The organism is Tsuneonella dongtanensis (assembly GCF_001698205.1).
GTDB lineage: Bacteria > Pseudomonadota > Alphaproteobacteria > Sphingomonadales > Sphingomonadaceae > Tsuneonella > Tsuneonella dongtanensis.
In genome coordinates this window covers 258,977-281,750 of record NZ_CP016591.1, presented here as the reverse complement: position 1 = coordinate 281,750, position 22,774 = coordinate 258,977, and the positions used below count along the sequence as shown (strand labels likewise).

General features: G+C 67.1%; 32 protein-coding genes. 20 read left to right on the top strand and 12 right to left on the bottom strand.

Going from position 1 to position 22,774, the window contains the following annotated elements:
* Positions 1 to 96 precede the first annotated feature (96 nt).
* Together A6F68_RS01300 and A6F68_RS01295 are read right to left on the bottom strand one after the other, a co-directional pair.
* Positions 97 to 1,458, bottom strand: coding sequence for a DNA-packaging protein (locus A6F68_RS01300; RefSeq protein ID WP_084001500.1), 1,362 nt, complete (start codon positions 1,456 to 1,458; stop codon positions 97 to 99).
* A complete protein-coding gene (locus A6F68_RS01295; protein WP_067675247.1) occupies positions 1,448 to 2,113 on the bottom strand; it encodes a hypothetical protein in 666 nt (221 codons plus the stop codon). Before A6F68_RS01295 ends, A6F68_RS01300 begins: the two co-directional genes overlap by 11 nt.
* Before the next feature lie 215 nt (positions 2,114 to 2,328).
* Between A6F68_RS01295 and A6F68_RS01290 the strand changes: the two genes are divergently transcribed.
* The gene (locus A6F68_RS01290) at positions 2,329 to 2,970 is read left to right on the top strand and encodes a YqaA family protein (RefSeq protein ID WP_067675242.1); all 642 of its coding nucleotides are present in this window, start codon (positions 2,329 to 2,331) and stop codon (positions 2,968 to 2,970) included.
* On the opposite strand, the gene A6F68_RS01285 is transcribed toward A6F68_RS01290, so the two are convergent.
* From A6F68_RS01285 to A6F68_RS01275, 3 genes are read right to left on the bottom strand one after another with little or no spacing between them, the layout of a single operon-like run.
* A complete protein-coding gene (locus A6F68_RS01285; protein WP_067675238.1) occupies positions 2,967 to 3,746 on the bottom strand; it encodes a sulfite exporter TauE/SafE family protein in 780 nt (259 codons plus the stop codon). The genes A6F68_RS01290 and A6F68_RS01285 overlap by 4 nt on opposite strands.
* Before the next feature lie 4 nt (positions 3,747 to 3,750).
* Complete coding sequence (locus tag A6F68_RS01280) at positions 3,751 to 4,266, bottom strand: rhodanese family protein (protein WP_067675235.1); 516 nt, start codon at positions 4,264 to 4,266, stop codon at positions 3,751 to 3,753.
* Between the two features lie 4 nt (positions 4,267 to 4,270).
* Positions 4,271 to 4,573 carry an ArsR/SmtB family transcription factor gene (locus A6F68_RS01275; protein WP_084001498.1) on the bottom strand — a complete coding sequence of 101 codons (303 nt, stop codon included), beginning with the start codon at positions 4,571 to 4,573 and terminating at the stop codon, positions 4,271 to 4,273.
* Positions 4,574 to 4,652: 79 nt separating this feature from the next.
* Here A6F68_RS01275 and A6F68_RS01270 point away from each other — a divergent pair, with 79 nt between their 5' ends.
* A complete protein-coding gene (locus A6F68_RS01270; RefSeq protein WP_232308175.1) occupies positions 4,653 to 5,552 on the top strand; it encodes an MBL fold metallo-hydrolase in 900 nt (299 codons plus the stop codon).
* A 72-nt stretch (positions 5,553 to 5,624) separates the two neighbouring features.
* Here A6F68_RS01270 and A6F68_RS01265 read toward each other — a convergent pair whose 3' ends face one another.
* On the bottom strand, positions 5,625 to 6,302 hold the full coding sequence (locus tag A6F68_RS01265) for a Crp/Fnr family transcriptional regulator (RefSeq protein WP_084001496.1): 678 nt from the start codon (positions 6,300 to 6,302) through the stop codon (positions 5,625 to 5,627).
* Between the two features lie 50 nt (positions 6,303 to 6,352).
* Between A6F68_RS01265 and A6F68_RS01260 the strand changes: the two genes are divergently transcribed.
* A complete protein-coding gene (locus A6F68_RS01260; protein ID WP_067675223.1) occupies positions 6,353 to 7,189 on the top strand; it encodes a sterol desaturase family protein in 837 nt (278 codons plus the stop codon).
* Between the two features lie 73 nt (positions 7,190 to 7,262).
* Here A6F68_RS01260 and A6F68_RS01255 read toward each other — a convergent pair whose 3' ends face one another.
* The gene (locus tag A6F68_RS01255; RefSeq protein ID WP_157096602.1) at positions 7,263 to 7,730 is read right to left on the bottom strand and encodes an Lrp/AsnC family transcriptional regulator; all 468 of its coding nucleotides are present in this window, start codon (positions 7,728 to 7,730) and stop codon (positions 7,263 to 7,265) included.
* Positions 7,731 to 7,854: 124 nt separating this feature from the next.
* Between A6F68_RS01255 and A6F68_RS01250 the strand changes: the two genes are divergently transcribed.
* The 5 genes from A6F68_RS01250 (at position 7,855) to A6F68_RS01230 (ending at position 11,227) form a co-directional block, all read left to right on the top strand.
* Positions 7,855 to 9,177, top strand: coding sequence for a S41 family peptidase (locus A6F68_RS01250; protein WP_198152644.1), 1,323 nt, complete (start codon positions 7,855 to 7,857; stop codon positions 9,175 to 9,177).
* 123 nt (positions 9,178 to 9,300) lie between these two features.
* Positions 9,301 to 9,627 carry an ArsR/SmtB family transcription factor gene (locus tag A6F68_RS01245; RefSeq protein WP_067681811.1) on the top strand — a complete coding sequence of 109 codons (327 nt, stop codon included), beginning with the start codon at positions 9,301 to 9,303 and terminating at the stop codon, positions 9,625 to 9,627.
* Positions 9,624 to 10,058, top strand: coding sequence for an ArsI/CadI family heavy metal resistance metalloenzyme (locus tag A6F68_RS01240; RefSeq protein ID WP_067675215.1), 435 nt, complete (start codon positions 9,624 to 9,626; stop codon positions 10,056 to 10,058). The genes A6F68_RS01245 and A6F68_RS01240 overlap by 4 nt, the downstream gene beginning before the upstream one ends.
* The gene (locus tag A6F68_RS01235) at positions 10,030 to 10,563 is read left to right on the top strand and encodes an arsenate reductase ArsC (protein ID WP_335673622.1); all 534 of its coding nucleotides are present in this window, start codon (positions 10,030 to 10,032) and stop codon (positions 10,561 to 10,563) included. The genes A6F68_RS01240 and A6F68_RS01235 overlap by 29 nt, the downstream gene beginning before the upstream one ends.
* A 7-nt stretch (positions 10,564 to 10,570) precedes the next feature.
* The gene (locus tag A6F68_RS01230) at positions 10,571 to 11,227 is read left to right on the top strand and encodes an aquaporin (protein WP_067681813.1); all 657 of its coding nucleotides are present in this window, start codon (positions 10,571 to 10,573) and stop codon (positions 11,225 to 11,227) included.
* On the opposite strand, the gene spt is transcribed toward A6F68_RS01230, so the two are convergent.
* Together spt and A6F68_RS01220 are read right to left on the bottom strand one after the other, a co-directional pair.
* Entirely contained in the window at positions 11,220 to 12,470 is a 1,251-nt protein-coding gene (gene spt, locus A6F68_RS01225) for a serine palmitoyltransferase (RefSeq protein ID WP_067675209.1), read from the bottom strand. The two genes, A6F68_RS01230 and spt, sit on opposite strands and share 8 nt — an antisense overlap.
* The gene (locus A6F68_RS01220; protein ID WP_067675206.1) at positions 12,467 to 12,709 is read right to left on the bottom strand and encodes an acyl carrier protein; all 243 of its coding nucleotides are present in this window, start codon (positions 12,707 to 12,709) and stop codon (positions 12,467 to 12,469) included. The genes spt and A6F68_RS01220 overlap by 4 nt, the downstream gene beginning before the upstream one ends.
* Positions 12,710 to 12,863: 154 nt before the next feature.
* Here A6F68_RS01220 and A6F68_RS01215 point away from each other — a divergent pair, with 154 nt between their 5' ends.
* Positions 12,864 to 13,397 (top strand): Pycsar system effector family protein, encoded by a 534-nt coding sequence (locus A6F68_RS01215; RefSeq protein ID WP_067675197.1) that lies wholly within the window; start codon positions 12,864 to 12,866, stop codon positions 13,395 to 13,397.
* A 16-nt stretch (positions 13,398 to 13,413) separates the two neighbouring features.
* On the opposite strand, the gene A6F68_RS01210 is transcribed toward A6F68_RS01215, so the two are convergent.
* Entirely contained in the window at positions 13,414 to 13,782 is a 369-nt protein-coding gene (locus A6F68_RS01210; RefSeq protein WP_067675194.1) for a response regulator, read from the bottom strand.
* A 5-nt stretch (positions 13,783 to 13,787) separates the two neighbouring features.
* Here A6F68_RS01210 and A6F68_RS01205 point away from each other — a divergent pair, with 5 nt between their 5' ends.
* The 5 genes from A6F68_RS01205 to A6F68_RS01185 are packed head-to-tail and all read left to right on the top strand — an operon-like array spanning position 13,788 to position 17,091.
* On the top strand, positions 13,788 to 14,132 hold the full coding sequence (locus A6F68_RS01205) for a DUF3572 domain-containing protein (protein WP_084001492.1): 345 nt from the start codon (positions 13,788 to 13,790) through the stop codon (positions 14,130 to 14,132).
* Positions 14,129 to 14,758 (top strand): HAD family hydrolase, encoded by a 630-nt coding sequence (locus tag A6F68_RS01200; RefSeq protein WP_067675191.1) that lies wholly within the window; start codon positions 14,129 to 14,131, stop codon positions 14,756 to 14,758. The genes A6F68_RS01205 and A6F68_RS01200 overlap by 4 nt, the downstream gene beginning before the upstream one ends.
* Positions 14,755 to 15,216: a RidA family protein gene (locus A6F68_RS01195; protein WP_067675188.1), complete on the top strand. Its 462-nt coding sequence runs from the start codon at positions 14,755 to 14,757 to the stop codon at positions 15,214 to 15,216. Before A6F68_RS01200 ends, A6F68_RS01195 begins: the two co-directional genes overlap by 4 nt.
* Entirely contained in the window at positions 15,188 to 15,961 is a 774-nt protein-coding gene (locus A6F68_RS01190) for a glycerophosphodiester phosphodiesterase family protein (protein WP_067675185.1), read from the top strand. Before A6F68_RS01195 ends, A6F68_RS01190 begins: the two co-directional genes overlap by 29 nt.
* Positions 15,958 to 17,091 (top strand): GNAT family N-acetyltransferase, encoded by a 1,134-nt coding sequence (locus A6F68_RS01185; RefSeq protein ID WP_067675182.1) that lies wholly within the window; start codon positions 15,958 to 15,960, stop codon positions 17,089 to 17,091. Before A6F68_RS01190 ends, A6F68_RS01185 begins: the two co-directional genes overlap by 4 nt.
* A gap of 3 nt (positions 17,092 to 17,094) precedes the next feature.
* Here A6F68_RS01185 and A6F68_RS01180 read toward each other — a convergent pair whose 3' ends face one another.
* Positions 17,095 to 17,421, bottom strand: a complete 327-nt coding sequence (locus A6F68_RS01180; protein ID WP_067675179.1) for an SEL1-like repeat protein — start codon at positions 17,419 to 17,421, stop codon at positions 17,095 to 17,097.
* Positions 17,422 to 17,697: 276 nt separating this feature from the next.
* Here A6F68_RS01180 and dksA point away from each other — a divergent pair, with 276 nt between their 5' ends.
* The 6 genes from dksA (at position 17,698) to A6F68_RS01150 (ending at position 22,085) form a co-directional block, all read left to right on the top strand.
* Positions 17,698 to 18,156 (top strand): RNA polymerase-binding protein DksA, encoded by a 459-nt coding sequence (gene dksA, locus A6F68_RS01175; protein ID WP_067675176.1) that lies wholly within the window; start codon positions 17,698 to 17,700, stop codon positions 18,154 to 18,156.
* Between the two features lie 158 nt (positions 18,157 to 18,314).
* Positions 18,315 to 18,653 carry a PilZ domain-containing protein gene (locus A6F68_RS01170; RefSeq protein WP_335673621.1) on the top strand — a complete coding sequence of 113 codons (339 nt, stop codon included), beginning with the start codon at positions 18,315 to 18,317 and terminating at the stop codon, positions 18,651 to 18,653.
* A gap of 58 nt (positions 18,654 to 18,711) precedes the next feature.
* Positions 18,712 to 20,166: an ABC transporter substrate-binding protein gene (locus A6F68_RS01165; RefSeq protein WP_067675170.1), complete on the top strand. Its 1,455-nt coding sequence runs from the start codon at positions 18,712 to 18,714 to the stop codon at positions 20,164 to 20,166.
* 85 nt (positions 20,167 to 20,251) lie between these two features.
* Complete coding sequence (locus A6F68_RS01160; protein WP_067681805.1) at positions 20,252 to 20,641, top strand: DUF4112 domain-containing protein; 390 nt, start codon at positions 20,252 to 20,254, stop codon at positions 20,639 to 20,641.
* A 35-nt stretch (positions 20,642 to 20,676) separates the two neighbouring features.
* Positions 20,677 to 21,468, top strand: coding sequence for a tryptophan 2,3-dioxygenase (locus A6F68_RS01155; RefSeq protein WP_067675167.1), 792 nt, complete (start codon positions 20,677 to 20,679; stop codon positions 21,466 to 21,468).
* A 62-nt stretch (positions 21,469 to 21,530) separates the two neighbouring features.
* Positions 21,531 to 22,085, top strand: a complete 555-nt coding sequence (locus A6F68_RS01150; protein ID WP_067675164.1) for a DUF305 domain-containing protein — start codon at positions 21,531 to 21,533, stop codon at positions 22,083 to 22,085.
* Between the two features lie 4 nt (positions 22,086 to 22,089).
* On the opposite strand, the gene A6F68_RS01145 is transcribed toward A6F68_RS01150, so the two are convergent.
* Positions 22,090 to 22,677 (bottom strand): HNH endonuclease, encoded by a 588-nt coding sequence (locus A6F68_RS01145; protein ID WP_232308232.1) that lies wholly within the window; start codon positions 22,675 to 22,677, stop codon positions 22,090 to 22,092.
* Positions 22,678 to 22,774: the final 97 nt, after the last annotated feature.

Genomic DNA, 22,774 nt, shown 5'->3' with positions numbered 1-22,774 from the left:
TTGGATGACTCGATGTTCGGGCTGCTCCGGCATGCACCTATCATAGTGATAGGTTATCGTCTCGGTCAATGAATAATTCCTTAAGGCGTTCCGGAATTAGTACGGCAGCGTCACCCGCGGCCCCACCCTCTTCCCCACCATCAGGTCGGTAAGCGCCCAGACCAGCGCGTCGGCGCGGTCGGGTGAGCGGCCCGGGCCTTCGTAGCGGCCCGCGGCCATCAACCCGCACATCTGGTCTTCCAGCTTGCCGAACAACCCCGCGTGGCGGACCTTGCCCGCTTCGTAGAGCGCGGCGACCGGTTCGGCCCGCGCGGCCTTGCCTTTCGAGGCATGGACCAGCGTCACCGGCAGCATCTCGTCCGCGGCGCGCAGGACCGACCTGACCATGGCGCCGCCCTGGTTGGCTTCGGCGACCACGCGGTCGGCCTGCCAGGCTGCGGCGGCGCCGGCGGCGGCGCGGGCCCAGCGCTCGGGGCTGGCCTTTTCCACGCTCGCATCGGCGAGCACCACCGCGGTGCCGTCCTCCAGCAGCGCGGCGACGACGATGCCGCAGGCGTCTCCCTGTTCCCCGGCGGGAGGATCGACCCCGACCACGGTGCGCACCCGCTGCGAATGCGGCATCTCCTCGCGGCAGCGGTCGAGCAAGGTGCGGTTCCACAACGCGCCCTCGACCTCGTCGAGCATCTCGCCGTCGAGTTCCTGGCGCCCCAGCGCAATCCCTCCGAACTGGTCGAGCACCGATTCGTAGTAGCTGGCAGGCAACACGCCGGCATTGTCCGCGGTCCGGCCCTTGGCGATCATCACGCGCCCGCTCTTCGCCTCGTCATAGAGGCGGGACATCAGCGGCACCCGGCGCGGGGTGCTCGTGGCCAGCACCCGCGGATGTTGGCCCAGCCGCATACCCAGTTGCAGGTTGTCCCACGCCGCCATCGCGCGGCTGCCGGCATTCTCCCATTTGGCGATCTCGTCGCACCAGGCATGGCTGTGCTGCGGCCCGCGCAGCGTGTCCGGCTCGGCCGCCGAATAGAGATAGGCCTGCGCGCCGTTGGGCCAGACGAGCCGGCGCAGCGAGGGTTCAAACTCGGGCGCGAGCGCTCCGGGCGATGCGGCGAGGACGCCGCTCTCCCCCTCCACCATGACCGCCCGCGCTTCGGGCAGGCTCGCCGCGACCAGCGCGATGCGTGCCTCGGGATCGTTGCGAGCGACGTTGCGCACCCATTCGGCACCGGCGCGGGTCTTGCCGAAGCCGCGCCCCGCGCAGATGAGCCACACGCCCCAGTCGCCTTCGGGCGCGAGCTGTTCGTCGCGGCCCCAGATTTCCCAGTGCCACGTGCCGAGCGCATCGATTTCGTACGGCGTCAGTTTCTTGGCCAGGGTCAGACGATCCTGCAGCCCCTGGTCGTCGGGGCGACGGAACCATGCGCCGCGACTTGTCCGGCGGCGGCCGCTACCCGTCATCGCGCACCACGATCACGCCATCGCGCGCCGCCTTGCGCGCAATGGCATTCTCCTCCTTGCGCCGCATCTCGTCGATCTTCTCGTTGATCGCCTTCATCGTGACGAGCTCGTCCGCCAGCTTCTTGCGCCCCTTCTCGCGCGCGACCGCCTCGCGGTGCGCGGCGATGCAGCGAAACGCGGCCGAGACATCGAACTTGCGGCGGTTGCCGTCCGCGTCGACATCCTCGAGACGGCCGGTGCGCAAGCGCTCGAGCAGGTCCATTTCGAGCCTGTCGTATCCTTCGGCGAGCGCTTCGAACCATTTCTGCGCGAACACCGGGTCCGACCGCCGCCTGGCATAGACGGTTGCGGTGGTCAGGTTCGCCTCGCTGGCGGACGACGACACGTTCGACGTCTCGGACAGCAGGGTCAGGAACCGCTCCAGCTTGAAATCCATCTTGACCGGCGGCGGCGGCGCATCGGACTTTGCCTTGCGCGGCGTCGATCGCGCGAACGCCAGCTCTGCGGCGAAGCGCGGATCGCGCTTGGCGAGGTCTCGCACGGTCGTCCGGTGGATGCCCGCAATCTGCGCGGCGCCGACTTGCGTCTCCCCGGCGCGCACGGCGTCGAGGAACGCCTGTTCCCATGGTCGTGGAGAGCCCTTGCCCTCGGTCATAGCGATCGATCCCGTCCCTATTGCGATAGCCACGAAAAAGGGCGGCTCCGTTGCCGGACCGCCCCGAATCACACCATCGCGATGCTCCCTTTCTCTAACCAATGAGCGTCACGATGTCAAACGAAAAGTGCCAAATAGGTTATTTGAGCGACATGATTGTCTGTCGTCGCCCCTTCGCGTAGAGGCGCGCAGCCGCAAGGGAAGGGACGCGCCGGATGCTTCGCAGCCTCTACGACTGGACGATGGAAAAGGCCGCGCACCGCCATGCCGTGTGGTGGCTCGGCGCGATCTCGTTCATCGAGGCGAGCTTCTTTCCGATCCCGCCGCACCCGCTGCTCGGCCTGATGTGCCTGGCCGAGCCCAAGAAGGCGCTTCGCTTTGCCGCGGTGGCCACTCTCGCCTCGGTGGCGGGCGGCCTGTTCGGCTATGCCATAGGCTATCTGCTCTACGAAGCGGTCGGCCAGCCGATGCTCGCGATGCTGGGGCTGACCGAGGCTTTCCCGGTCGCCGCCTGCCACCTGCGCGAGCGCGACTGGGAGGTGATCTTCCTGGCCGGTGCCACGCCCGTGCCGTTCAAGCTGCTGACGATCACCGCCGGCTTCATCGAGATGGCGCTCGTGCCGTTCATCCTCGCCAGTCTTGCCGGCCGGGCGCTGATCTTCATGACGGTGGGCGTGCTGTTCCGCGTCTTCGGCGCGCCGATCAAGCGGATGATCGACAAGTACCTGGGCACCCTGACGACCGTGTTCGCGGTGCTCGTCGTCGGCGGCTTCGTGGCGCTCGCCTACCTGTCGGACGGCAAGGACGATCCGGCCGACAAGTGCTCGCAAGCGACGGCGGTGGAGCGCTCGGCCTAGAGCGCGCTCGCCGTGACGAACAGTCCGACGGCGATCACCACCGCGGCGAACCCGCGCTCGAGCAGGTTCTTGCGGGCCGCGAGGCGCTTTCCGGCGAGCCGGCCCAGCACCGATCCGCCGACGCCGCCCGCCGCGAGCACGAGGACCAGCGGCCAGTCGACGTATCCGGACAGGGCGTAGGAGCCGGCGGTCGTCGCGCCGAGCGCGGTCACCACCACCAGCGACGTGCCCACCGCGATCCCGATCGGCATCGCGGTGGCCGCGATCAGCCCGGGAACGATGAGGAACCCGCCGCCGATACCGAAGAACCCGGCCAGCAGGCCGACTGCGAGCCCGTATCCGGCAAGGCGCGGGAACAGGTACGACGCGCTCTCGCGGGTCAGCCGTACATCGGGGTTGGCGCCGCCCTTGCGGCCGCGCAGCATCAGCGTGCCGACCACGATCATGAGCGCGCCGAAGGCGGCGAGCAGCGCCTGTCCGTCGATCGCCTTGCCGATCTCGGCTCCGCCAGCGGCGCCGAGCATTCCGGCACCCGCGAAGACCAGCGCGCAAGGCCATTTCACGTTGCCCGCGCGGGCGTGACCGGCAAGCCCCGCCGCCGCGTTGAGCGCGACCGCGACCGCCGCCGTGCCGATCGCCGCGTGCGGGCTTGCGACCCCGACGACATAGACGAGCAGGGGCACCGCGAGGATCGATCCGCCGCCACCGACAAGGCCGAGGACGAAGCCGATCAGCGCCCCGCTGAGGAGCGCGAGCGCGATCGTCGCGGGGTCCACCGGATCAGGCCTGCGCGGCCTGCCGGTTCCACGGCATGATCGCGAGCAGATGCGCCATGCCGCACCAGCCGCTGACGCCGGCGAAGGTCAGCCCGGCGCCGACGAAGGCGGAGAGGCCGAACCATGCGGGGGCGACCAGGAAGCCCAGGATCACGCCGACAAGGACCAAGGTCCCGGCCGCAATCTGGACCTGGCGCATGATTTCCAGCGGAGCGCCCTTGGTTTCCTCGACCGGCAGGCCGGCCTTGCGCCAGCCCTCGAGCCCGCCTTCAACGATATAGACCGTGCCGGGGGCCGCAGCCGCCAGCCGGTCCGCATTGGCGGCGGTGCGCATGCCGCTCTTGCAGTGGAACACCACCGGGCCGTCATGCGCGACGGAGCCCAGCGCATCGAGCGGCCGGTTTTCGGCACCGGGCAGGCGGGCGCGGGCGAACTCGTCCGGTCCGCGCACGTCGATCAGCTTCGCGCCCTGGCTGACGAGCCGCAGGGCTTCGGCGGGGGTAATTGTCTGGCAGGTCATCGGATCAGTCCTTTGCGCAGTATAGTTGGTAGAGCGTGGCCATCAGCGCTTCGCAGCGCGGGTCGGCGATGCGGTACCACGCCGATTGCGACTCGCGCCGGAACGCGACGAGGCCTTCCTCGCGCAGCCGCGCCAGGTGCTGCGAGAGCGCCGACTGCGACAGCCCCACCTCGTCGGCGAGATCGCCCACGGTCATCTCGCCGTGCTCGGCGAGCTTGCACATGAGCATGAGCCGCCTCTGGTTGCCGAGCGCGCGCAGCAGGTTTGCGACCGTCGCGGCATTCGCCTCGAACGTGGCCAGGTCCATGGGGGGGTGAACAAGTTTTTCCATTAGCCCTTGCTAAATAAGAACACGCTAATATATGTCAAGGGCAATGGAGGTATCCGTGACCAGCCCCGCGATTCGTGCGTTCTTCGACGAGCCGACCAATACGGTCAGCTACCTCGTGTCCGATCCGGCCACGGGCCGCGCCGCCGTGATCGACCCGGTGCTCGATTTCGATCTCGCGAGCGGCGAGGCCGACGTGCGCTCGGCCGACGCGATCCTGGCCGCGGCGGGCGAAGCGGGCCTGCAGATCGACTGGGTGCTGGAAACCCACGCCCACGCCGACCACCTTTCGGCCGCGCCGTACATCAAGGCGAAGACCGGCGCGGCGATCGGCATCGGCGAGCATATCCGCGACGTGCAGAAGATCTTCCGCCCGATGTTCCACGCCGACGACCTCAGGACCGACGGCTCGGACTTCGACCGGCTGTTCAGCGACGGCGAGACGTTCGCGATCGGCTCGCTCGAGGTCGAGGTGCTCCATGTGCCCGGCCACACCCCCGCCGACGTCGCCTACCGCATCGGCGACGCGGTGTTCGTGGGCGATACGCTGTTCATGCCCGACTACGGCACCGCGCGCGCGGACTTTCCGGGCGGCGACGCGCGCCAGCTCTACCGCTCGATCCGCCGCCTGCTGGACCTGCCGGGCGAGACGCGGCTGTTCATGTGCCACGACTACAAGGCGCCGGGCCGTGACGACTACGCGTGGGAGACGACCGTCGCCGAACAGCGCCGCGCCTCGGTCCACGTGAGCGACGCTGTGAGCGAGGACGACTTCGTCGCGATGCGCGAAGCGCGCGATGCGACGCTCTCGGTCCCCAAGCTTCTGCTGCCCTCGGTGCAGGTCAACATCCGCGCCGGGCGGATGCCGCCTGCTGAAGACAACGGCGTCAGCTACCTGCGCATTCCGATCAAGCCGGTGAATCGCGCGGTATCGGTTGGAGGAGAGGCGGCCGACTAGGAGCCGTCCACCTTCGGGCGCGGCGGTGGGGGGCATGCGACCTCGCCCCCCACCGCCATTTGCAGGCCCCTTCTATCGCATCGACAGCACACGCAGCCGCGCGGGATCGGTCACCCCGATGGTGCCGTAACCGCGCGCGATCAGGCCGCCATCCTCGAGTTCGGCGAGCGCCGCGTTGGCGGTGGCCCGGGTCACGCCCAACAGGTCCGCGATTTCCTGCTGGGTGATGGTAACGCGGCGGTCGTGGCCGCCGGAGAGGTTGACGATCAGCGCCGCGGCGCGCGCGGCGGTCGATCCCCGACGCAAGCCCGCGAGCAGGTCGAGCGTTTCCTGCAACTGCGCGGCCATCGTGCCGAGCATGGCGCGCATGGCGCCAGGATCGCCTGCCAGCACCCGCTCGAAAGTGGCGGCCGAGATCAGGCGGACCACGGCCGGCCCTCGCGCGACCGCGTCGACGATCCGCGGCCGACCCGAAAGCACCGCCAGTTCGCCATAGGAGTCGCCCGCGCCGAGCACACCCACGGCGCGGAAATCCCCGCCTTCGGTGAACTGGCCAACCGAAACCATGCCCTCCTCGATAAGCCAGAACCCGTCGGCTGCCTCGCCTTTCTGCTGGATCAGCTGGCCGTCGCCAAACCGGCGGGGCGGCGCCCGTTCCACGAGGGCGGCGCGCAAGGGCTCTGGCATGGCCTCCCAGAGCATCGGGACGACGAACGAACGGCTCGATCCGGATTGTCGAATTCTTGACATTTCGCATCGCCGGATAGCGCTATCGCGGCGGCAAGGGAAGGAGACGCCTCATGCCGTCCTACACGATCGCCATCCTTGCGGTGTATTTCGGCTTCGCGCTGCTGGAGCTGGTGCGCTCCAACCTGTTCGCCAAGCCCGAGCAGACCCGCAACGACGCCATCGTCGAGGCGGTGAGCATGATCGTGCTCCTTGCGGTCACCCAGCCCGCCGTCGTGTTCGGATCGGCCGCGCTGGCGGGTGCGATCGCGCCGCAGTGGGCCGGGGCGCTGGCAAACCTGAACGTGTTTGCCGGGATCGCGCTGTTCCTGGTCTTCGATGACCTGACCCAGTACCTCTGGCACCGCGCCAGCCATTCGACGCCGTGGCTCTACAACCTCCACCGCGCGCACCACGACGGCCGGTACATGTCGGTCCGCCTCGTGTACCGCAACAACCTGTTCTACTACGCGATGATGCCCGGCCTGTGGCTGTCCGGCGTGCTCGTCTACCTCGGCCTGGGGTGGATCTATGCGGGCTGCCTGGTGGTCAAGATGACGGTGATCATTGGCGCCCATTCGGACGTGGCGTGGGATGCCCCGCTCTACCGGATCAAGTGGCTGTCGCCGGTCATGTGGGTGGTCGAACGGACGATCTCGACCCCCGCGACGCACCACGCGCACCACGGTCGCCATGCCGACGACCCGGCGGTCCACTACAAGGGCAATTACGGCAACCTGCTGTTCTTCTGGGACGTGCTCTTCGGCACCGCCAGGATCACGCGCAGCTATCCGCGGAGCTACGGGGTCGAGAACCTCGCCCCGGCATCGCTCGGCCAGCAGCTGATGTGGCCGATCTTTCCGGAGAACAAACTGATCGAACACCCGGTTGGAGAGGAGGCGGCCGCCTAAAGGCCGCCCGCTTCGGGCGCGGCGGCGGGGGCAACGATCGCAGCCCCTGCCGCCCTTTGCGCCCGGTCTGCGCTCACTCGATCGGGATCGGCCAGGCGCCGGTGAACTTCCGTCGGCGCTTGACGAAGCGGGTTTCGTAGCGCTGCATCGCCGGATCCTCTGCCAGCACGCTATCGGCGAAGGCGTTGAACGCGTCCATGTCCTTGACCGCGACCAGCAGCAGCAGGTCGTAGGGGCCCGCGACCTCGAGGATGATCTGGACTTCGGATCGCACCTCGAGCCGGCGTAGCAGCTCGTCGACCGACTGGCGTGCGTGGCGATCCAGCTGGACGAGGACGACCGCCGAAAGAAACGGTCCGATCCTCTCGCTCACTTCCGCCCGGTCGGCCACGATCGTGCCATCCTCTCGCATCCGCCGCACCCGGCGGGCTATCGCAGAGGGCGACAGCGCCACGTCGTTCGCCAGGTCTTCGGCGGAACGCAGCGCATCGTCCTGCAGCAACTTCAGCAACTTGCGATCGTAGGCGTCCCACTCGCGCATTTCCCGGCGATCGTCCTTCCCCAAACGCCCGTGACAGGCAAATCGGCGGCCATCTTTGCCGGGACCGGGCGCGGGGGCCAAGATAAAACAACGATCGGGGACTGGATTGGAAAGGGAAATGTCGATGTTTGATCCGTCTCGTTTGCTGATGACCACTCTTGCCCTGGCCGTTGGTCCGGTCGCCCTGGCGGCTGCGGTGCAGCCCGCCCGCGCGCAGGGTTCCGCGACCGCGGTCGATTCCCGCGAAGTGGTCGACGCCGCCCGCGCGCTCGTGCGCGACCATTACGTGATCCCGGAAACAGCCGCGGCGCTCGACCGGGCGCTGGCGGACGCGCAGGCCGCCGGTACCTTTGCCGGTCTGTCCGCGCAGGACCTGTCGGAAGCGATCAACCGCACGATGAAGGCGGTCACGCCGGACGGACACCTCGGCGCGTCGTACAATCCTGCCCGCGCTGCCGACCTTGCCGTGCAGCATGCCGCCGGCGGCAGCCAGGACCAGGGGCTCACCGCGGCAATGCAGCGGATGATCGCGCTGAACAACGGCGGCGTGTCGAAGCTCGAAGTGCTGCCCGGCAACGTCCGCTACATGGATTACACCGGCTTCATGTGGGGCGCGCCCGAAGCGCAGGCCGCGATCACCCACGCGATGGAATTCATGCGCCAGGGTTCGGCGGTGATCATCGACCTGCGCCGCAATGGCGGCGGTTCGGCCGAAGCGGTCGCCGATCTCGCCAGCTGGTTCCTTCCCGCAGATACGCCGCTGATGCAGTTCCAGACCCGCGAGGGACCTGTCGAGACCACGAAGTCGAGCGCGAAGGCGTTCTCGCTTTCCGACCGCCCGGTCTATGTGCTGACGTCGAAGCGGTCGTTCTCTGCCGCGGAAGAATTCGCCGCGCACGTATCGGCCTTCGGCTTCGGCAGCCTTGTTGGCGAGACGACCGGGGGCGGGGGCTTCAACAACACCTTCTATCCCCTTCCCGGCGGGCACGTCATCTCGATCTCGACCGGGCAGGCGCTCCAGCTCAAGAGCGGCAAGGGCTGGGAAAGGACCGGCATCGCGCCGGCCATCGCCGTGCCGCAGGACCGCGCGCTCGTCCGCGCGCAGGCCGAGGCGCTGACCGCGCTGGCCGCGAAGGCGGAGGCAGGGGAAAAGGCCGCGCTCGATCGTATAGCGCCGGTCTTCCGCGCACAGGCCGAACCGGTCGACCCCGCCCGCGCGCTGGCAGCTTACGTCGGCGATTACGGCCCGATGAAGGTCACATTGGAAGGCGACCACCTCGTCGCGCTGACGCCGACCGGTCCATCCGAACTCGTCGAACTCGGCGGCGACCTGTTCGCGCCGGTGGTGCAACCGACGTTCCGCGTGCAGTTCGTGTTCGAGGGCGAGACGGCCAGCGCAATCGAGCTCGTCACCGGCAACGGCACCCGCCGCATGCCGCGCAGCTAGCCTGCCCCCCCCTGACCCGGCCGCGCGGCGAGGCGGACGACGAACTCCTCCGCCCCAGACCTTATTTCGACATTTATCGAAATATCGCTTGACTTGCCGCTCGTCATTTCGAATATTGTCGAAATGAAAGCCGACTCAGTCATCCTTTCGCTTGCCGCGCTCGCCCAGGAGCATCGCCTTGCGGCGTACCGCCTCCTGGTCGAGGCCGGACCCGATGGCCTGCCCGCGGGGCAGGTCGCCGGAACGCTCGGACTGCCCAATTCCTCGCTGTCGCACCACCTCGCCCAGCTCCACGCCGCGGGCCTCGTGATCCACCGGCGCGAGGGACGCAGCCTGATCTATTCCGCCGACTATGCGGCGATGGAGAACCTGATCGGATACCTCACCGAGAACTGCTGCCGCGGTGCGGACTGCAGTTCGGCCCCCTCCAGCAAGGAGTTAGCGACATGAAGCGCCTGCACGTCCACGTCGGGGTCGATGACCTCGCGGCCTCGATCCAGTTCTACAGCATCCTCTTCGCCGCGCAGCCGAGCGTGACCAAGCCCGATTACGCCAAGTGGATGCTCGAGGACCCGCGGGTCAATTTTGCCATCTCGCAGGGTCGCGACGGCGCCGGCGTCCGCCATCTCGGCATCCAGGTCGAAAACCGGGCAGAGCTGGCCGAGGTGTACGGCCGCCTCGAAGAAGCGGCGCGTCCCGTCCTCGAGGAAGGCAAGACGACCTGCTGCTACGCCAGGAGCGAAAAGAGCTGGATCGCGGATCCCGACGGGACCGTCTGGGAGACGTTCCTGACCGAGGGCGAAGCGACCCACTACGGCGCCGGACCCGAGCTCGCGGCCATTGCCCCCGCCGATGGCCATGCCGCTTCCTGCTGCGGCTGATAGCCGGATGAAGCGGGTCCTGTTCCTCTGCACCGCCAACTCGGCGCGATCGATCCTGGCCGAAGCCATCCTTGCACGGAAGGGCGCAGGCCGGTTCCAGGCGCTGTCGGCGGGAAGCAAACCGCGCGGGGAACCCAATCCGCTCGCGCTGCGCCTGTTGGTTGAAAGAGGCCATGAGGTTCGCGACCTTCGCTCCAAGAGCTGGGACGAGTTCGCTGGCTCCGGCGCGGCGGCGGTCGATCTCGTGATCACGGTCTGCGACAACGCGGCGGGAGAGAGCTGCCCGGTCTGGCCCGGCCACCCGGTCCAGGCCCATTGGGGCATTCCCGACCCGGCGGGCGAGGGGCATGACGGCGCGCTGGATGATTTCGCGCTCGCCTACGACAGGCTCGCCGAGCGCATCGATCGCCTGCTGGCGCTCGACGAGGCGCGGCTGGAGCCGCGCGAGTGGCGGGACGCCGTGGCTGCGATCGGTCGCGAATGCGAGGGCGCGACAGGTGGCTGACAAGGAAATGCGACGGCGGCTGGCGGCCGAGGGGCTGGGCAGCGCCTTCCTGTTCGCCGCCGTCATCGGGTCGGGCATCATGGCCGATCGCCTTTCCGGCGGAAGCGTGGGTCTTGCCTTGCTCGCCAACGCGGTGGCGACCGCCGCCATCCTCTATGTCCTGATCGAGGTACTGGGGGCCGTGTCGGGCGCTCACTTCAACCCGGCGGTCACGCTCGCCTTCCGCCTCGACCGCGAGATCGGAACCGGGATCGCGCTTGCGTACGTTGGTGCGCAGATCGCTGGCGGGATCGTGGGCGCTCTCCTGGCGCACCTGATGTTCGACCTGCCGCTGTGGCAGTTCGGCGCGAAGGAGCGCGCGGGAATCGGCCAATGGACCGCAGAGTTCGTTGCGACCTTCGGGCTCGTGTTCTTCATCCTCGTCGCCGCGCGGCGCAAGCCGGCGACGGTGCCCGCGGTGGTCGCGCTCTACATCGCCGCTGCCTACTGGTTCACCTCGTCGACCAGTTTCGCCAATCCCGCGATCACGCTGGTCCGGTCGCTGACCGCCACGTTCGCGGGGATCGCTCCCGCCGACGTACCGGCCTTCATCGCTGCCCAGCTCGCAGGCGCGGTGACGGCGGTGGCCGTCGCCCGCTGGTTCGGCGTGCCGGCCGCTAGATAATCCCGACAGCCTTGCCCGCGCGTTCGAACATGCCGAGGATGGTCTCGACTTCCTCTGCCGAATGCTCGGCGCAGAGCGAGCAGCGCAGCAGGGTCATGTTCGCAGGCGTCGCAGGCGGGCGGGCGAGGTTGACGTAGAGGCCTTCCTTGAGGAGCGCCTCCCACATCGCCGCGCCGCGTTCGAGGTCGGGCATGATCACCGCGACGATCGCGCTCTGCGGCTCCTTCGTCCCAAGCTCGAAGCCGAGCGCGGTCAGGCCCTGGTGCAGGCGCTTGGAATTCTCCCACAGGTGCGCGCGCTTGTTGGAGCCGTGCATCAGCTTGCGGATGCTGGTGGCAGCGGTCGCCACCACGCTCGGTGGGAGGCTGGCAGTGAAGACGTAGGGGCGGCAGACCAGCCGCATGATCTCGAACTTCGGGTGGTTGGACACGCAGAACCCGCCGACTGTCCCGACGCTCTTGGAAAAAGTGCCGATGATGAAATCGCAGTCGTCGATCACGCCCGCCGCTTCGCACACCCCGCGGCCATGCTCGCCGATGAAGCCCATCGAGTGCGCCTCGTCCACCAGCACCATGGCGCCGTGTTTCTTGGCGACCGCGACCATCTCCTTGAGCGGGGCGATGTCGCCGAGCATCGAATAGACGCCTTCGAGGATCACAAGCTTTCCCGCGCCTTCGGGAATGCGGCCCAAACGCTTGTCCATCGCCTCGATATCGTTGTGCTTGAACGGCACCACCTCGGCGTCGCCCAGCTTGCAGCCGTCCCAGATGCTGGCGTGGCTGTCGATGTCGAGCACGATGTAGTCGCCCTTGTCGGCGATCGTGCTGATGATGCCGAGGTTCGCCTGGTACCCGGTGGAGAACACCATGGCGTGGTCCATGGCGTAGAACTCCTTCAGCGCTTCCTCGACCGCCTTGTGGCCGGAGTAGGTGCCGTTGAGCACGCGGGAGCCGGTGGTGCCGCTGCCGTAGTCGTCGAGCGCCTGCTTGCCCGCGGCGATGACGTCGTCGTCGAACGTCATGCCCATGTAGTTGTACGTGCCGAGCAGGATCGTATCGCGCCCGTTGCAGATCGCGCGGGTGGGCGAGAGGACTTTCTCCATCACCAGGTTGAAGGGATCCTCCTGCCCGGTCGAGAGCAGGCCTTCGCGCATGGCGATGAGGTCGTCGAACTTGGAGAACAGGTCGCGCCCTTCTCCGTCACGCTCCACCGGCCGGTCCGGCTGCGACACGCCTTCGCTCATTTGGACTGCGTCTCGTGCACGGCGTCGATCAGGTCGCCCCAGGTCTCGATCTCGGCCTGCTGGTTCATGCTGATGATGATGTCGAATTCGTCCTCGATCGCGGCGACGAAATCCATCACCGTCAGGCTGTCGAATTCAAGGTCACCGGCGAACGAGGTGTCCTCGTCGATCGCGACTTCCTTCTTGTTGAACGGTTCGGCGAGACCGCGGATGCGGGCGTCGACTTCTGCACGGTCCATGGGGCTGGGCTATCCTGTTTTCTTCTCGACGGCGACCTGGCTGCCGCCCGCCACGCCAATGCGACGCTAAAGGCGGCTCTTGCCAGACTTCGTAGGGCATCGCTTGTCAAGCGCGAGGCGCGCTGGCAAGCCCCTCTCTGCAGGGAGGCAGTCCATGGAAGCGAGCGAAACCCCGACCCGGAATCCCCACGTGATCTATTCGGCGAACGCCATTCACATGGTCCGAACGACCCAGCAGCAGACGCTGCAGCTCTCTGCCATGGCCGACCAGAAGGCGTCGATCCTGATGGGTGCGAGCTTCCTCGTGTTCTCGATTTCGGTCAGCCGAGCGTTTGCCGGAAACCTGCCGGTCAGCCTCGCGATCCTTGCAGCGTTCGCATTCATGAGCTCGGTCTGCGCGGTGCTCGCGGTGCTGCCTACGCTCTCGCGGGCCAAGGGGCCGGTCGGGGCCAACCGCCTGTTCTTCGGCCATTTCGCCGAGCGCGACGAAGAGGAATGGACCGCAGACGTGCTGCACCAGTTGCAGGACGACGAAACGGTGTTCCGCACGATGCTGCACGACATCTACCAGAACGGCACCGTGCTCCAGCGCAAGAAATACCGCTTCATGGGTCTGGCCTACCGGATATTCGTGATCGGCCTGGTGATGACGCTCGCCTCGTTCGTCATCGAGATGTCGGCGCGCTGACCGCGCGACCCTGCTTTCAGGCGGGAACCAACCCCCGCACGGACGCCATGAACGGTCCGATCGAGACCGGCTTTGCAAGATAGCCCGTCGCACCGGCATCGCGGATTCGGTCTTCGTCGCCCTTGCCGGCGTAGGCGGTGACGGCGAGCACGGGTATTTCGCGCAAGGCTCCGTCGCGGCGCATCGCGGTGATCAGGTCGACGCCCGAAACGCCGGGAAGCTGGATGTCCATGATGACGAGGTCGGGGTCGAACGCGCGCGCGGCGTTGAGCACCAGCTCCCCGTCGGCAACCGGCTCGACCTCGAACCCGCTTGCGCGCAGCACGTCGCAGAACAGTTTGCGGTTGAGGTCGTTGTCCTCGACAACGAGGATTCTCTTTGCCACTGCGAATGGGCTCCGGCTGCGTTTCCCCGCCGCGACTAGGGCCTACAGTTCATCAAAACAATGGGACGCTGACAATCACCGCCGAAACCCATCATCACTCCGGAGATGCCGATACCCTGGCGCTGTCCGCGCTCGGCTGGGTGCTGGCCGACGACGATCGTGCGGAGCGGCTGCTGTCGCTCACCGGCCTGACGCCCGAGACGCTGCGCGACAACCTGACCGAGCGGTCGACGCTCGCCGCGGTGCTCGACTACCTCGCCGGGCACGAGCCCGATCTGCTGCTGGCGGCCGACGCGCTCAACGTCGCACCCGACAGGCTGGCCGCGGCGCGGCAGGAGCTGTCCGCATGAGCCGCCCGCTGGTGATCTCGGACTGCGACGAGGTGCTGCTCTACATGGTGGCGCACTTCCGCGACTGGCTGGGCGAAAGCCAGGGGGTCGAATTCAGCATGGTCGGCAACGACTTTCGCGAATCGATGCGCTGGCGGCAGAGCGGGGAGCTCGTCGATCCGGCGGAAATCTGGGGCTTCCTGCGCGCCTTCTTCGATACGGAGATGCACCGCCAGAACCCGATCCCCGGTGCGGTCGAGGGGATCAGGACACTGAGCGAACATGCCGACGTGGTGGTCCTGACCAACCTCTCCGACGACCATCGCGACATGCGTGCCGCGCAGCTTGCCGAGCATGGCATCCATGCGCGCGTGTTCACCAACCAGGGACCCAAGGGTCCGGCCCTGAAGGCGATCGTGGACGAATACGCCCCGAGCCGCGCGATCTTCATCGACGATCTGGCGCAGCATCATCGCTCTGCCGCCGAGACCGTCCCGCACGTCGACCGCCTGCACCTGTGCGGCGAGCCCATGCTGGCCGGCCGCATTGCCTGTGCGCACGAGGCGGGGCACGCGCATGCCCGGATAGACACCTGGGAGCACGCGCTCCCCTGGCTGATGGACCGAACCTTGGGAGTGGACGCATGACTATCGAAACCCGGCTGAACGAACTCGGGATCGTATTGCCGGAACCCGCCGCACCGGTGGCTGCCTATGTCCCGGTGGTCGTCGCAGGCGGCCTCGCGCACGTTTCGGGCCAGCTGCCGTTCGTGAACGGTCACCTGGTCAAGGGGCGGCTGGGCGAAAGCGTGCCGCTCGACGATGGCGTGGCCGCCGCGCGCGCCTGCGGCCTGATGATCCTTGCCCAGCTCAAGGCCGCGCTCGGTTCGCTCGACCGCGTCGAGCGGGTGGTGAAGCTCGGCGCCTTCGTGAACTCGACGGCGGATTTCGACGCCCAGCCGAAGATCGCCAATGGCGCGAGCGAGCTGATGGTCGAGGTTTTCGGTGAAGCGGGCAAGCACGCCCGGAGCGCCGTCGGCGTGCCGGTCCTTCCGCTCGGCGCCGCGGTCGAGGTCGATGCGATTGTCGCCGTTCGCGCTGATTGATGCGCTGCTGGCCCCCGCGCCCGATCCGGCGCGGGTCGGCTGGCTGCGTGACTGGGAATACGCGCATCGCGGCCTGCATGACGAGGCCCTGGCCGAGAACTCTCCCGCCGGCTTCAGCAATGCCATCGCCCGGGGGATGGGCATCGAATGCGACGTCCAGAAAAGTCGCGACGGGCACGCGATGGTATTCCACGACTGGACCCTCGAGCGGCTGACCGGGGAGGCCGGTGCGGTCGCTGCGCGCGATGCCCGCGATCTGGAAAAGATCGCACTTCGCACGGGGGGCGATCCGATCCCGAGGCTGGAAAGCCTGCTGGACCTGATCGATGGCAGGGTTCCGCTCCTCGTAGAGATCAAGTCGAAGCGCGAGGTGGACCCGGTTCCATTGTGCCTTGCGGTCAAGCAGGCCCTGGTGGATTACCGGGGTGCCGTTGCGGTTATGAGTTTCGACCCGCGCGTGCCACGATGGTTCGCGCGCCATGCGCCCGACGTGATCCGTGGGCTTGTCGTCACCGAGAACGGCAAGGGCGAGGCGCTTGGGCCGCTACGGCGGCGGCTCGCGCTCTGGCACGGAAAGCCGCAGTTCCTCGCCTACGACGTGCGCGACCTGCCGAGCCCGTTTGCTGCCGCCCAGCGCGCGCGCGGGCTGCCGTTGCTCACCTGGACCGTGCGTTCGCCGGAGCTCCGCGTGGTCGCGGCGGCCCATGCCGATGCGCCGATTGCCGAGGGGGCCGGGCTGGCGTGAGCGACGGTTCGCTTGTCGCGCGACTGGCGCAAGGCGTCGCGGGCCTGCCGGCGGATCAATGGGATGCGCTGTCCGGCGGCGGCAACCCGTTCATGACTCATGCCTTTCTTTCGGCGCTCGAGGATTCGGGCAGCGTCGGTGAAGGCACCGGCTGGCTCCCCACGCCGCTCGTGCTGGAGGATGCGGGACGGCTGGTCGCCGCTCTCCCGGCCTACCTGAAATCGCACAGTCAGGGCGAATACGTCTTCGATCATGCCTGGGCGGATGCATGGCACCGTGCCGGCGGTCACTACTATCCCAAGCTGCAGGTCGCCGCGCCGTTCACTCCGGCGAGCGGACCGCGGGTGCTGACCCGCGAGCCCGCGCTGGCGCCGCACCTCCTGCGTTTCGCCGAACGCTTTGCCGAGGCGAACGCCCTGTCATCGATCCATGCGACTTTCCTCGAGCCGGACCAGGTGCCGCTTTTCGAAGCGGCAGGCTGGCTCGTCCGCCGGGACATCCAGTTCCACTGGGAGAACCGGGGTTACGCCTCGTTCGACGATTTCCTCGGCGATCTTGCCAGTCGCAAGCGTCGCGCGATCCGCAAGGAACGCCTCGCGGCGCAGGACGGCGTCGTCATCCGCCGCCTGTCCGGAGCGGAAATCCTTGCCGAACACTGGGACGCGTTCTGGGAATTCTACCAGGACACCGGCAGCCGCAAGTGGGGCCGGCCTTACCTGACGCGGTCGGCATTCGACCTGTTCGGGGAGCGGATGGGGGATCGGATCGTGCTGGTCATGGCCTTCGATGGGACCAGACCGGTCGCTGGCGCGCTCAACTTCGTGGGCGAAGATGCGCTCTACGGCCGCTATTGGGGATGCCTGGAAGAGCGCCGCTTCCTGCACTTCGAGCTGTGCTATTACCAGGCGATCGACGAAGCGATCGAGCGGAAACTGTCGCGGGTCGAGGCCGGGGCGCAAGGCCAGCACAAGATCGCCCGGGGGTACGTGCCGGTCCAGACGACTTCGGCGCACTGGATCGCCGATCCGGGCTTTCGCGCGGCGGTGGCCGATTTCCTCGATCGCGAACGCGAAGGTGTTTCGGTCGATGCCGAATGGCTGGCCGCGCGGACTCCGTTCAGGAAAGCGTGACGGTCACGCCGCGCGGCGTTCGCCCGCGATCAGCCATTCACGCGCCCGGCGTTGGGCTTCGGCGATCTCGCGAGCGGTCATTTCTTCCGAAATGTCGGCCCGGCACCACGCAGCCTCCTCGTGGCCCCGCGCTGCGGCGAGATTGAACCATTTGTGCGCTTCGATAAGGTCGCAGGCCACGCCATGGCTACCGGTCGAATAGGCAACACCGAGATCGTAGAGCGCCGAGACGTCTCCCTGCGACGCTGCGGCCAGGCAATGCGCCACGAGCAGGTCGTCGGCGCGCGGTCCCCTGATAATCGAACCGCTTTCGATCTTGCGAAGTTCCATTGTCTTCCCCCTCCGGCGAGCCCCCATGCCGCCGTTGACGGTGAATCACCCTGATATGGTCAACAAGTGGTTAACGAGCGCGCGAGAAAATTCGCCCGAGGGGCATCTCGTTCGGCCCTGCTTAAGTTTTCCCCGCATAGTGGCGCGCAACCGGCAAGCTGGCTTGTGCCGGTCCGGACCCGACCCTATAGGCGCGCCAAGCCGCCGGGAGCCGAGGTCGTGGGGATGCGGCTCCGGATAGCAATCCGGTCGGGACTGGATGGATTGAGGACGACGATGGCCACCTTGGCGAACGAAGACATCGATGTACTCGAAAAAGCCCGGCGGGCGCTTGCCCCCGACTATACCCCGTCCGAGGACGAGGATTACATGAACCCGGCGCAGCAGGATTATTTCCGCATGCTGCTGCTCGAATGGAAGCGCTCCGTCCTCTCCGCGGCCAATGCCACCCTCCAGTCGCTTCAGGACGGTCCGATCCGGGAAGCCGATCTCAACGACCGCGCGTCGAGCGAGACCGACTGGGGCATCGAGCTGCGCACCCGCGACCGGCAGCGCAAGCTGATCGCCAAGATCGATTCGGCGATCCGCCGCATCGATGCGGGCGAATACGGCTACTGCGAGGTCACGGGCGATCCGATCGGCCTCAAGCGCCTGATCGCACGGCCCGTCGCGACCATGACGGTCGAAGCGCAGGAAGCCCATGAGCGCCGCGAAAAGGTGTCGCGCGACGATTGAATCCGGACCCCGAACGGCTCCGCGATTAAATCTTCTTTAGATTATTCCGGCTAACAGCGGACCGAGGCGTCGCTTGCGGCGCGTCGGGTCGAGAACAGATACCGGAGAAATCGCGCGCCATGTCTGGTGTGGATACGAGGCACGTCAACCGGGACAGCTTGTTCCTGAGCGCCGAACTCCAGTTCGAGGGCGATACCATTACGCACCGCGTCCGCGTGCGCAACCTTTCCGCCCTGGGCATGATGGCCGAGGGCGAATTCCGTGTCCTGCCGGGTACCCGCGTCAAGGTCACGCTGCGCAATGTGCCTTCCGTTGAGGGAAGCGTAGCGTGGGTACAGGGCCAGCGCTTCGGAATCGCGTTTGCCGAGGAAATCGATCCCAGGGCGCCGCGCAGTGCGGTCGGGAATGGCGACCTTGCCAGTCCGCGCTATGTCCGTCCCTCGACGATTGCGCCTCCGAGTTTCGACACCGAACCGAAGCATCTGCGCAAGATCTGACATAAACGCGATAGCACCCCGCTGACGGCTGCGTACCGACCTGCTAACCGGGTCGGCAATGCAGTTTCACTTTCGTGCCCTTACGTTCGTAGCCGCACTGTCCGCCCTTGCAGCGTGCGGCTCGGGCGATGATGCCGACGTGGTGCGGATCGCGCTGATCGGAGAGCCTGACGCCGTCTTCGAGACGGGGCTGCGGCTGTCGATGCCCGCCCAGCAGGTCCGCGCGGCCACGGTCGAAGGATTGGTCGCCATCGACGAGACGGGCGCGGTGGTGCCTGCGCTTGCCGAGCGGTGGATCGTCACCGACGACGGCATGTCCTACATCTTCCGCTTGCGTAATTCCGACTGGCCGGACGGAACGACCATGACGGCCGAGCAGGTCCGCGATGCCCTGAAGCGGACCTTGCGCGACCTCTCCGGTACTTCGCTGGGGCTCGATCTGGCGCCCATTTCGGAAGTGCGCGCCATGACCGGCCGTGTCATCGAGATACGATTGTCGAGCGCCATGCCGGATTTCCTCCAGCTTCTGGCCCAGCCTGAGCTGGGCATCTTCCACAAGGGGAAGGGAACCGGGCCGATGGAGCTTACGCAGGCCGGGACCGCTGCCCGCCTGTCGCTCCTTCCTCCCGAGACTCGCGGTTTGCCCACCAGCGATGACTGGCGGGAAGGCACGCGCGTTCTCGCACTCGAAGCGATGCCGGCGAGGCAGGCCGTCGATGCCTTCTCCGCCGGCGATGTGGACATCGTGCTCGGCGGCACGATCGTCGACCTGCCGCTGGCTCCCACCGGACCTCTGTCTCGCGGCAATATCCGGCTCGACGCGGCGCGCGGGCTCCTTGGCCTGCGCGTCCTGAGGGCCGAAGGACTGCTCGCCGAACCGGCCCGGCGAGAGGCGCTGGCCCTGGCGATCGAGCGCGAGACCCTGCTTGCACCGTTCAACATCGCCGGCTGGATCCCCAGCACCCGGATCGCGCCGGTCGCGGTCGTCGGGGAGGGGGCGGCCGAACGCTGGACCAACGCCTCGATCGAACAGCGCCGTGCCGATGCGCGTCGCCGGATCGCCGGTTTCGAAGGCCCGAAGACGATCACCGTCGCGCTGCCCGAGGGGCCAGGCGCCGACCTGCTTCTGCGGGAGATCGCTGCGGACTGGCGCGAGGTCGGAGTGAACGCCGTACGCGCCCGAAGCGGGCAGCCGGCCGATCTCGAGCTGGTCGATACCCTGGCGCGCTACGGCAGCCGGCGATGGTTTCTCAACCAGTTTGCCTGCCGCGTGCGGCGCGTGCTGTGCGATCCCAAGGCCGACGAGCTTGTCCAGGCCGCCAACCGCGAGGCAGACCCCGCCGCGCGCGCGACCCTGCTCGCCGAGGCCGAAACCCGCCTGACCGCGCAGCAGGGATATATCCCTTTGGGCGCGCCCGTGCGCTGGTCGCTGGTGCGGGGCGATATCAGCGGATTCATCGAGAACAACTGGGCGATCCACCCGTTGTACCCGCTGGCGCTCGCTCCCAGATAAGGGAGAAGCGAGGCAGGAGAACATGACGATGGAGCCAGGTACCCCCGCCGAAGGAACCCGCCCGGAATTCGGTCGCCCGCGCGCGATGGGGATCGAAGTGCCGATCGGTACCGACCCGGTTTCGATCCGCCGCCGGATCGAGGCGATGGAGCAGTTGCTCGAGAACAGCTTCGTCATCCCCGGCGTCAACTACCGCGTCGGACTGGATTCGATCATGGGCCTCGTCCCGGTGATCGGCGACTTCGTCAGCGCGGCGATGGGCATGTACATCGTGTGGGAGGCAAGGAACCTCGGCATGCCGAAGTGGAAGCTGTGGCGGATGACCGGCAACGTCGCGCTCGACACCGCGGTGGGCGCAGTGCCGCTGGTGGGCGACGCGCTCGACTTCGTGTTCCGCTCGAACACCCGCAACCTCAGGATCGTCAAGCGCCACCTCGACAAGCACCATCCGGCGGCGCGCACGATAGAGGGGTAGTTTCAACCGCTACCGCTTTGCGATAGGCGTCGCGCATGGCCCGCGACGTCACCTATTCCTCGTATCTCGACCTCGAGAAAATCCTCTCGGCGCAGCACCCCGCGTCTGGCGCGCACGACGAGATGCTGTTCATCGTAGTCCACCAGGCGAGCGAGCTGTGGCTCAAGCTGTGCCTCCACGAACTCATGGCGGCGCGCGAGGAGATCATCGCCGACGACCTGCGCCCCGCGTTCAAGATGCTCGCCCGCGTGGCGCGTGCGCAGGGGCAGCTGATCTCTTCGTGGGAAGTGCTGAGCACGATGACTCCGGCGGATTACTCGCAGGTCCGTCCGCACCTTGCCAGCTCGAGCGGTTTCCAGAGCGCGCAGTACCGGCTCATGGAATTCCTGCTGGGCGGGCGAAATCCGGACATGGTGACGATGCACGAGGCGACCCCCGAGGTCGCTGCGGAACTGCGCGCCGAACTCGCGCGTCCGAGCCTCTACGACGAGGCGGTGCGGCTGCTGGCGCGGCGCGGCTTCGCGATCCCGCCTGAAGTCCTCGAGCGCGACCATTCCGGGGTCTGGACCGCGTCATCGGCAGTCGAGGCCGCCTGGGCCGAGATCTACCGCGACCCCGAGGCGCACTGGGACCTCTACGAACTCGCCGAGAAGCTGGTCGACCTCGAATACCACTTTCAGCGCTGGCGCTTCGGGCACCTGAAGACGGTCGAGCGCATCATCGGCTTCAAGCGCGGAACCGGGGGCACGGCGGGCGTGCCATACCTCGAGGGCGTCCTCAAGCAGGCGTTCTTTCCCGAACTGCTGAGCGTGCGGACGGCTATCTAGGCCGTCCTGACCGAAACCATCCCGCTCTCCGCCCGTATCGATTGCGTGCAAGGAGAGTCAGAATGGACAAGCATGACACGATGAGCATGAGCTGGGGACGCTTCGCGGCGATGATAGCCGCGTCCACAGCGATAATGTTCTTCCTGATGTACCAGCTCGTTTACAGCAGCGAGCACGCTCTGTTCAGCATCACCCGCTTGCTGTCGTCGCTCATAATGGGCGGCGTCATGACCGCGGTCATGCTGGCCTTCATGTGGAAGATGTACCAGCCCGCCACGACGAAGGTGCTGGTCTTGCTGGGAGGGCTGATCTTCGCCGCCGTCCTTCTTGTCGCCAACCGCAGCCAGGCGCTCGTGGACGACACCCGGTTCATGAAGTCCATGATTCCGCACCATTCGATCGCCATCAACAATGCCCGCAAGGCTAAAATCAGCGATCCGCGGGTTCGTCGTCTGGCCGACAAGATCATCGAGGCTCAGGTGAGGGAGATCGCCGAGATGAAGCTCTTGCTCGACGATATCGATAGGAACGGAGAAGAAGGCTCGACGCCACTTCCGCCACGTTCCGCGGACTTGACCCCGGAGCTTCTCGCGGAGGCGCGCAAGGTGCTGGAGTGAGGCGTCAGGCCTCCAGTTCGATGTCCCAGTAAAGCCAGTCCCGCCACGTCTCGTGAAGATAGTTCGGCGGGAAGGCCTTGCCGTGCTGGTGGAGCTGCCAGCTCGTCGGGCGGATCGGGCGGACGAGGTTCATGTGCGCCTGTTGCGGCGTGCGGCCGCCCTTCTTCATGTTGCACGGCGCGCAGGCGGTGGCGATGTTCTCCCACGTCGTCCGGCCGCCCAGGCGGCGGGGGATCACGTGGTCGAAGGTCAAGTCCTTCTCGCTGCCGCAGTACTGGCAGGCGAAGCGGTCACGCAGGAACAGGTTGAAGCGGGTGAAGGCGGGAAATTCGCTTGGGCGAACGTATTGCCGCAGCGCGATAACGCTGGGGATTTGCATGTCGAGGCTGGGCGAGTGGACGCAGCGTTCGTAGCTCGCGACGATGTCCACTCGTTCGAGGAACACCGCCTTGATCGCGGTCTGCCATGGCCACAGGCTCAGCGGATAATACGATAGCGGCGTGTAGTCGGCGTTGAGCACGAGCGCGGGGCAGCTTTCCAGGCTGCGCGAAGGATCGTCCTCGGCGCGGCGAAAATGCGCGGCTCGCTCGATCAGATCGGCCTTGAACACGTGTCCTTTGCCCTCCCGATTGGTGCGAAGGGACCATTTGCCGATTCGGGAGTCAAGTTGATGACACCTGCTGAATCCA

Excerpts from the sequence above, each read along its gene's own strand:
- A6F68_RS01300 (WP_084001500.1), bottom strand. The coding sequence starts at position 1,458 with ATGACGGGTAGCGGCCGCCGCCGGACAAGTCGCGGCGCATGGTTCCGT.
- A6F68_RS01295 (WP_067675247.1), bottom strand. The coding sequence starts at position 2,113 with ATGACCGAGGGCAAGGGCTCTCCACGACCATGGGAACAGGCGTTCCTC.
- A6F68_RS01290 (WP_067675242.1), top strand. The coding sequence starts at position 2,329 with ATGCTTCGCAGCCTCTACGACTGGACGATGGAAAAGGCCGCGCACCGC.
- A6F68_RS01280 (WP_067675235.1), bottom strand. The coding sequence starts at position 4,266 with ATGACCTGCCAGACAATTACCCCCGCCGAAGCCCTGCGGCTCGTCAGC.
- A6F68_RS01275 (WP_084001498.1), bottom strand. The coding sequence starts at position 4,573 with ATGGACCTGGCCACGTTCGAGGCGAATGCCGCGACGGTCGCAAACCTG.
- A6F68_RS01265 (WP_084001496.1), bottom strand. The coding sequence starts at position 6,302 with ATGTCAAGAATTCGACAATCCGGATCGAGCCGTTCGTTCGTCGTCCCG.
- A6F68_RS01260 (WP_067675223.1), top strand. The coding sequence starts at position 6,353 with ATGCCGTCCTACACGATCGCCATCCTTGCGGTGTATTTCGGCTTCGCG.
- A6F68_RS01255 (WP_157096602.1), bottom strand. The coding sequence starts at position 7,730 with ATGCGCGAGTGGGACGCCTACGATCGCAAGTTGCTGAAGTTGCTGCAG.
- A6F68_RS01250 (WP_198152644.1), top strand. The coding sequence starts at position 7,855 with ATGTTTGATCCGTCTCGTTTGCTGATGACCACTCTTGCCCTGGCCGTT.
- A6F68_RS01245 (WP_067681811.1), top strand. The coding sequence starts at position 9,301 with ATGAAAGCCGACTCAGTCATCCTTTCGCTTGCCGCGCTCGCCCAGGAG.
- A6F68_RS01240 (WP_067675215.1), top strand. The coding sequence starts at position 9,624 with ATGAAGCGCCTGCACGTCCACGTCGGGGTCGATGACCTCGCGGCCTCG.
- A6F68_RS01235 (WP_335673622.1), top strand. The coding sequence starts at position 10,030 with ATGGCCATGCCGCTTCCTGCTGCGGCTGATAGCCGGATGAAGCGGGTC.
- A6F68_RS01230 (WP_067681813.1), top strand. The coding sequence starts at position 10,571 with ATGCGACGGCGGCTGGCGGCCGAGGGGCTGGGCAGCGCCTTCCTGTTC.
- spt (WP_067675209.1), bottom strand. The coding sequence starts at position 12,470 with ATGAGCGAAGGCGTGTCGCAGCCGGACCGGCCGGTGGAGCGTGACGGA.
- A6F68_RS01220 (WP_067675206.1), bottom strand. The coding sequence starts at position 12,709 with ATGGACCGTGCAGAAGTCGACGCCCGCATCCGCGGTCTCGCCGAACCG.
- A6F68_RS01215 (WP_067675197.1), top strand. The coding sequence starts at position 12,864 with ATGGAAGCGAGCGAAACCCCGACCCGGAATCCCCACGTGATCTATTCG.
- A6F68_RS01205 (WP_084001492.1), top strand. The coding sequence starts at position 13,788 with ATGGGCTCCGGCTGCGTTTCCCCGCCGCGACTAGGGCCTACAGTTCAT.
- A6F68_RS01200 (WP_067675191.1), top strand. The coding sequence starts at position 14,129 with ATGAGCCGCCCGCTGGTGATCTCGGACTGCGACGAGGTGCTGCTCTAC.
- A6F68_RS01195 (WP_067675188.1), top strand. The coding sequence starts at position 14,755 with ATGACTATCGAAACCCGGCTGAACGAACTCGGGATCGTATTGCCGGAA.
- A6F68_RS01190 (WP_067675185.1), top strand. The coding sequence starts at position 15,188 with ATGCGATTGTCGCCGTTCGCGCTGATTGATGCGCTGCTGGCCCCCGCG.
- A6F68_RS01180 (WP_067675179.1), bottom strand. The coding sequence starts at position 17,421 with ATGGAACTTCGCAAGATCGAAAGCGGTTCGATTATCAGGGGACCGCGC.
- dksA (WP_067675176.1), top strand. The coding sequence starts at position 17,698 with ATGGCCACCTTGGCGAACGAAGACATCGATGTACTCGAAAAAGCCCGG.
- A6F68_RS01165 (WP_067675170.1), top strand. The coding sequence starts at position 18,712 with ATGCAGTTTCACTTTCGTGCCCTTACGTTCGTAGCCGCACTGTCCGCC.
- A6F68_RS01160 (WP_067681805.1), top strand. The coding sequence starts at position 20,252 with ATGGGGATCGAAGTGCCGATCGGTACCGACCCGGTTTCGATCCGCCGC.
- A6F68_RS01155 (WP_067675167.1), top strand. The coding sequence starts at position 20,677 with ATGGCCCGCGACGTCACCTATTCCTCGTATCTCGACCTCGAGAAAATC.
- A6F68_RS01150 (WP_067675164.1), top strand. The coding sequence starts at position 21,531 with ATGGACAAGCATGACACGATGAGCATGAGCTGGGGACGCTTCGCGGCG.